At 56.0% G+C, this 6,649-nt stretch carries 4 protein-coding genes; all 4 read left to right on the plus strand.

From position 1 onward, the window contains the following. Positions 1–737 precede the first annotated feature (737 nt). Complete coding sequence (uvrC, locus tag QZ170_RS08925; protein WP_297180127.1) at positions 738–2,573, plus strand: excinuclease ABC subunit UvrC; 1,836 nt, start codon at positions 738–740, stop codon at positions 2,571–2,573. Between the two features lie 75 nt (positions 2,574–2,648). After that, a complete protein-coding gene (gene dtd, locus QZ170_RS08930; protein WP_297180129.1) occupies positions 2,649–3,107 on the plus strand; it encodes a D-aminoacyl-tRNA deacylase in 459 nt (152 codons plus the stop codon). 458 nt (positions 3,108–3,565) lie between these two features. Beyond that, on the plus strand, positions 3,566–4,507 hold the full coding sequence (locus QZ170_RS08935; RefSeq protein WP_297180131.1) for a GLPGLI family protein: 942 nt from the start codon (positions 3,566–3,568) through the stop codon (positions 4,505–4,507). 292 nt (positions 4,508–4,799) lie between these two features. Then, positions 4,800–6,419, plus strand: a complete 1,620-nt coding sequence (locus QZ170_RS08940) for a glycogen/starch synthase (RefSeq protein ID WP_297180134.1) — start codon at positions 4,800–4,802, stop codon at positions 6,417–6,419. Positions 6,420–6,649 lie beyond the last annotated feature (230 nt).

Raw genomic sequence — 6,649 nt, forward strand, 5'->3', positions numbered from 1 at the left:
GTGTGGGGGTAGGGGTGGGTATCTCCTTACGACAGCCACTGAGGGCGACGAGGGTAAGGAGAGCAAATAAAATGGTTCTCATATATAATTACTGTGTTATTGCGGTTAAAACGCTTCTTATGATGTCTTTATTGCCCGCAAAGGTACCCTTTTCCCGTTAAACCATCCTTTCGCCCCGTCCCTGTATCCCTTCATTGCTCTTGTTTGTCCCCCGATACGCTAGCTCCTCCGAGCTGTTATTTCCTAACTTATTTACCTCTTAGTCTCTAGTATGCGTCTATGACTAAGTATGCTTCACTGCCTCTTTGCTTTAGACTTGTATGATTTGACTATTCGCTTCTGCTCCTCCCTCTGCCCTTCCTTATCCCCATTGGATAGCGGTTAGGAGCTGGGGATAGCTATTGTATTCCCAGCTCCTCCTCTTACTATACCTAGGTAGGAGAAGATGGAAGGGAGGGGAGGGGGCAGAGAAGTCAAAAATCCCATTTGCTAACTATCTCTGTATCAATTGTGCTAAGAGGGGGCTTTGCGAACATACCGAGAGCGCAAGTGCGCTCTCGGTATGTTCGCCTCGGCGCTCTAAGTAACATCACGAGAGCGTTCATACCGAGAGTGTGAGTGCGCTCTCGGTATGAACGTTTTTGCCCCCTAGGAGTGTTTGATGTAGAGGGCTTCTCCTCTCAGGTGTACGTATCTTTGTACGAACAGAGGAGAGAACCCGAAGACAAGATGAGCCAATGACAATCGACGAGATACGCAAGATACTGCCTACCCTGCCTGAGTCCCCTGGGTGCTACAAGTACATCGGACAGGAGGGGACGGTGATCTACGTCGGCAAGGCGAAGAACCTACGCCGACGTGTCAGTAGCTACTTCCAGCGCGAGGTGCAGGGGGCGAAGACTCGCCTCTTGGTACGTCAGATACGTGGGATAGAGTATGTCGTCGTCGGCTCGGAGGCTGAGGCCCTGATCCTAGAGAATGCTTTGATCAAGGAGCACAAGCCCCGCTACAACATCCTCCTCAAGGACGACAAGACCTACCCCGAGGTCGTGATCCATCATGAACCCTTCCCCCGGGTACGTGTCGAGCGTAGACCTGCTCGGGACGGGTCTGTACACTTCGGCCCTTACCCCAACGTCGGTATGGCACACGCTGCTGTAGCGATGGTGCGTGACCTCTACCCGATACGTACCTGCGACCTCGACCTCTCCCCACACAAGATAGCTCAGGGCAAGTACAAGGTCTGCCTAGAGTACCACATGAAGCGGTGCAAGGCGCCCTGTGTGGGCTACCAGACTCAGGAGGACTACGACCACAATATCCGTGAGATCACCTCCCTACTACGTGGCAACCTCCGGGACGTCATCGAGCTCTATCGGGGCGAGATGCTCCGCCTGAGCGAGGAGCTCCGCTTCGAGGAGGCCCAGATCTACAAGGAGCGACTGCAGTACCTAGAGAACTATCAGGTCAAGCATACCGTAGCTCCACACCATATACATAATGTAGATGTCTTCAGCTTCGAGGAGGACGGAGATGGTGCTACCTATGTGAACTATATGCATATCACTCAGGGGATGGTCTCTCAGGTCTATACCCTAGAGTATCGCAGCCAGCTCGAGGGCGAGAGTCGGGAGGAACTCTTCGCCTCGGCGATCACCGAGCTGCGTCGGCGCTTCGGCTCTCGTGCCAAGGAGCTGATCCTGCCCCTAGACCCCGGATGGCAGGATGATGCCAACGTGACGATCACCATCCCACAGCGAGGTGATAAGAAAAAGCTCCTAGAGCTCTCCGAGCGCAATGTGCGCCAGTACAAGGTGGACAAGTATAAGCGTGCCGAGCGACTTAACCCCGACCAGCGCCTCATGCAGGTCGTGGGAGACCTGCGCCAGAGACTGGGGCTAGAGCGTAGCCCGATGCATATCGAGTGCTTCGACAACTCCAATATTCAGGGCTCTGACCCTGTGGCGGCATGTGTCGTCTTCAAGCGAGGTCGTCCCTCGAAGAAGGATTACCGCAAGTTCAACATCCGCACCGTCGAGGGTCCCGATGACTATGCCTCGATGCGGGAGATCGTCACCCGACGCTATCGTCGTATGCAGGAGAGCGAGGAGGCACTGCCCGACCTCATCCTCGCCGATGGAGGCAAGGGGCAGGTAGGGGCTATCCGTGAGGCGCTTGGCGAGCTAGGCCTCTCGATACCTGTGGCAGGCCTGGTCAAGGATGAGCGACACCGTACCTCTGCTCTGCTCTATGGGGAGGACTTCCTGAGGGAGATCCCAGTGCGCCACCATAGCCCGACCTTTCACCTGCTGGAGCAGATCCAAGCCGAGGTACACCGCTTCGCGATCACCTTCCATCGGGACAAGCGGAGCAAGAGCCAGCTGTCCTCCCGCCTGGACTTCATCAAGGGGATTGGCCCGAAGACGAAGGACGAGCTCCTCTCCACCTTCCGCAGTGTGCAGGCCGTCAACTCCGCTTCGCTAGAGGAGCTCACTACGGCTATTGGCCCAGCGAAGGCTCGACTCCTCTACGCCGCCTTCCACCCCGAGGACGAGGAGGGCTCCCCCTCTTAGCCGCCCTCTATATACATTATATAATATATAGAGCTTCCATAATATATAGCCCTGATACATCATACCTAGAGCCCAATGAGATTCTTGATCCAACGTACCCGATCCGTCAGCGTCCATATCGAGGGCGTACCCGTCGCCGAGACTTCCCGCCCCGGGATGCTCATCCTCGTGGGGATTACCCCTGAGGATACCGAGGCCGATATCCACTACCTCGTGAGCAAAGCACTCCAGCTCCGTATCTTCGACGATGAGGATGGGGTGATGAACCGCAGTGTCCTAGAGGTCGAGGGCGAGGTGACCGTCGTCTCGCAGTTTACCCTCCTGGCGGATACGCACAAGGGCAACCGCCCCTCCTACCTGCGGGCTGCCCGAGGGGAGCAAGCGGAGCCCCTATATAATAAGGTAGTGCAGACGCTACAGGAGCGACTAGGCAAGCCCGTCGGTACCGGTCGCTTCGGGGCCGATATGCAGGTCTCCCTCGTCAATGATGGCCCGGTGACGATCTGGATCGATAGCCAGAATAGGAGCTACTAAGCACATCTATTGGGCATAGAGATACCCCCTTCCTTAAATCCGAGGGGGGAGTGGGGACGGAATATAATTAACGAAGATTAGCACTGCGGGGTGAGAGCTAATACATTCTTACCAATATAGAGGAGCTTCTCGTCTTCTCCGAAGGGGTGATAGAGGAAATGTATTGGGGCTCATCCGCACCCCCCACCTCGATAGCCGCCCGAATGGTGGGGGAGGGCTGTAGGTGAGGAAGGAAAATGATCGTCAGGGGAGAAGGAGTGTCGCCAGAGGGTGTAGGAGGGTGCTCTGGGCGGTATTGGGGGGAGTTTGCAACAAGCTGTAAACCAGTTGCTCCTTAAATTAAAATAATTTATTATCCCTAAAACTTGCTTTCTTGGCAGAAAGGTTGTATGTTTGCATTGAAATTAGAGGGGGAAACCCCATCACACACACAAACGCAATATATACCGGTACACGTTATGAGAACAATACACCACCTCTTACTAGGCGCCGTACTCCTCTTTGCCTGTGGCTTCGGCCACCAGTCCAACGCTCAGACAGACAAAGGATGGCGCCGCCTCACTATCAAGAGAGGCAAGCCCCAAGAAGGCGCAGCTCGCTCTGTCGCAGAAGGACTCTATCGTCTGTCTATTGACTCAGCAGTCTACCGTCTCTATTACGAAATCGCCTACCATCCCCAACCCTCCTCTCCCGACCTAGAGGTCATCTGGACTCAAGTACTGCAGATCGGACTTGAGTGCCGGAAGTATGTGAACTATGGGACCCTGCAGGCCGACTCCATCTACGACATCTCTACCCACGACGGAGTCCCCTTCTCAAATATCTCGGCACAGTGCAAGGAGTATGAGGAGGAAGGTCGCTTCTTCCCCACTAGCCTGATCATTGACAACAAGACGGACAACATGGAGGTCCTAGAGAAGGTTGGCTCCAAGCTCTATACCTACAACGAGTCTGCCCCCAAGCTCAAGTGGGAGCTCCTCGATGGCTTCTCCACGATCGGTGGCTACAAGTGTCGTCAGGCCTCTACGACCTATCGTGGACGTAAGTACACCGCTTGGTATACAGACAAGTTCCCCATGAAGTACGGCCCCTATAAATTCGGTGGCCTCCCGGGGCTGATCGTCTGTCTCTACGACGAGGCTAAGGACTATAAGTTTACCCTCACGGGCTTCGAGCGTGCCCCCAAGGGCGAGCATATCTTCCGTCCCTCCCAGTCAGAGAGCGTAGAGGCAACCCCCGAGGTGCTCAAGAAGGCTTGGGAAGAGTACGTCGCAGCCTCCAAGCGTGAAGCAGCACAGAGACAGTCCCACATCGGCTATCTGAAGAGAATGTACCCCCGCCGTCACATCTCTGAGCAGCCCATTATCCCCGTCACCTATAATCCCCTAGAGAAGGAATAGTTCCCCTTCCCCCATCAAGTGCCCTCCCCCTTAGGACGGGAGAGTGCGCACCTATAGACGAGACTATGGCTTGGGTGGTATCCCCACCCTGCCATGGTCTCGTCTTTTATGCTTCCTGCCCCATGTCTAGGCAGGGCTCGGAGTGCGGTCTCCGAGCTAGGCATACCTAATAGCTAGACCTTCTGGAGACACCACACCCCGATTCAGGAAAAAATGTTTAACTTTGAGAGAGGAGAAGCCTTAGCAGAGCCTCTTAGCACGTCATATTTTTCACTCTTATTCGTTGGGCATTATGATACTAGAAGCTAGCTGGGAAGTCTGCAACAAGATGGGAGGAATCTACACGGTCCTCTCGTCCCGCGCAGATATCATGTCCCAGAGACATACCGATCATCTCGTCTTCATCGGTCCCCTACTCGCAGGGGATGCAGATGCTCTCCCCCTCGACTTCGTAGAGACCGACGAGGGATGGCTGGGCTCTTGGCTCACGGATCAGGCTCCTTCTCTGGGGCTAAGGGTGCGTGTCGGGCGCTGGGCTGTCCCTGGTGAGCCTCCAGTGGTACTCGTCGACTTCCGCCCTCTATGGGAGACGAAGGACGACCTCTTCTTTGAGATCTGGCGAGCCTATGGTCTGGAGAGTGACAAGGGCTATGGGGACTATGACGAGTCCTGCCTCTTCGCCCTAGCGGCCAGCCGTGTGATGCAGAGTATCGTATCGTGGCGAGGCGATGAGACCAATATCGCCCTCTTCAACGAATGGCAGACAGCTATGGGGCTACTCTACCTCAAGCTCCATGCTCCCGAGATACATACCCTCTTCATCACCCATGCCACGACGGTGGGACGGTCTATAGCAGGCAATGACAAGGAGCTCTATGCCTGGATGAGCCACTACGACGGAGACCAGATGGCTCGTGAGCTTGGGGTCGAGGCCAAGCACTCAGTAGAGAAGCTTGCAGCCCATGAGGCGACGGTCTTCGCTACCGTCAGTAAGCTCACTGCACGTGAGGCCGAGCAGCTCCTAGGTCGCCGTCCTATCGTCCTGCCCAACGGCTTCCACGTAGGATACTCGCCCCTAGCTGCGCCACTCCTAGCCAAGCGTAGACGAGCTCGTCGCCTCCTGGCTGAGGTCGCCTCGAAGCTCTACCATGCCCCGATCACGGAGGAGGCTTTCTTCGTGTCGCTCGGTGGACGCTACGAGTATCGCAACAAGGGGATAGACCTCTTCATCGAGTCGCTACATGCCTTTGCTCTGAAGTACCGAGGGAGCCGTCCGGTCGTCGCCTTCCTACTCGTCCCCGCCTGGGAGGCGGGCGCACGAAGGGACCTCCACTACCTACTGACTCATCCAGCCGAGGAGCAGACACAGCCCCTGCAGTACCCGTGCCTCACCCACTGGCTCTACAATACGGAGCATGACCGAGCCGTCTGCCATATTCGTCACCGGGGGCTTGACCATCCCGAGGGTCGGGTGAAGGTGGTCTTTGTCCCCTGCTATCTCAATGGGATCGATGGCATCTTTGACGAGACCTACTATGACCTCCTCTCGGGAATGGATCTGACGATCTACCCTAGCTACTACGAGCCCTGGGGTTACACCCCGCTAGAGAGTATCCGCTACGGGGTACCGACGATCACGACGAACCTCGCTGGCTTCGGTCTCTGGGCCGAGGATGAGGAGTCCAAAGCACCCTATGCCGAAGCCCCCTATCCCCCCGTACACGTCGTCGAGCGCACCGATACCAATGTCGATGAGGCTATCGCTACCATCGCAGAGCTAATCCGAGTCCAGGTCGCACTACCTAAGGAGCAGGCACTTGCCCAGCGCAAGCTCGCCTACACCCTAGCCAAGGAGGCTGACTGGAAGCACTTCTATCGTCACTACGAGCAGGCCTACGAGATGATGTCCTGAGGGTACTATACTTCAGTAGATAGCCCCAGCGGGGTGGTCCTCGGTTCACCGAGAGCCACCCCGCTGGGGCTATCTATTGGGTTATTTCTCTTGTGACGAGTGGGAGCTGTTTGTCCTTAGGTCTCGCTGTGGTTAGCTACCTCGTCTCCTCAGGATCGGATACGCTACCCTTCGTGGAGCTAGTACGCTACCTGCGTGGGGCTAGCGTACCTGAGAGCTGGGGGTGGGAG

Origin of the sequence: uncultured Porphyromonas sp., from assembly GCF_905372525.1 — a bacterium.
Classification (GTDB): Bacteria; Bacteroidota; Bacteroidia; order Bacteroidales; family Porphyromonadaceae; genus Porphyromonas.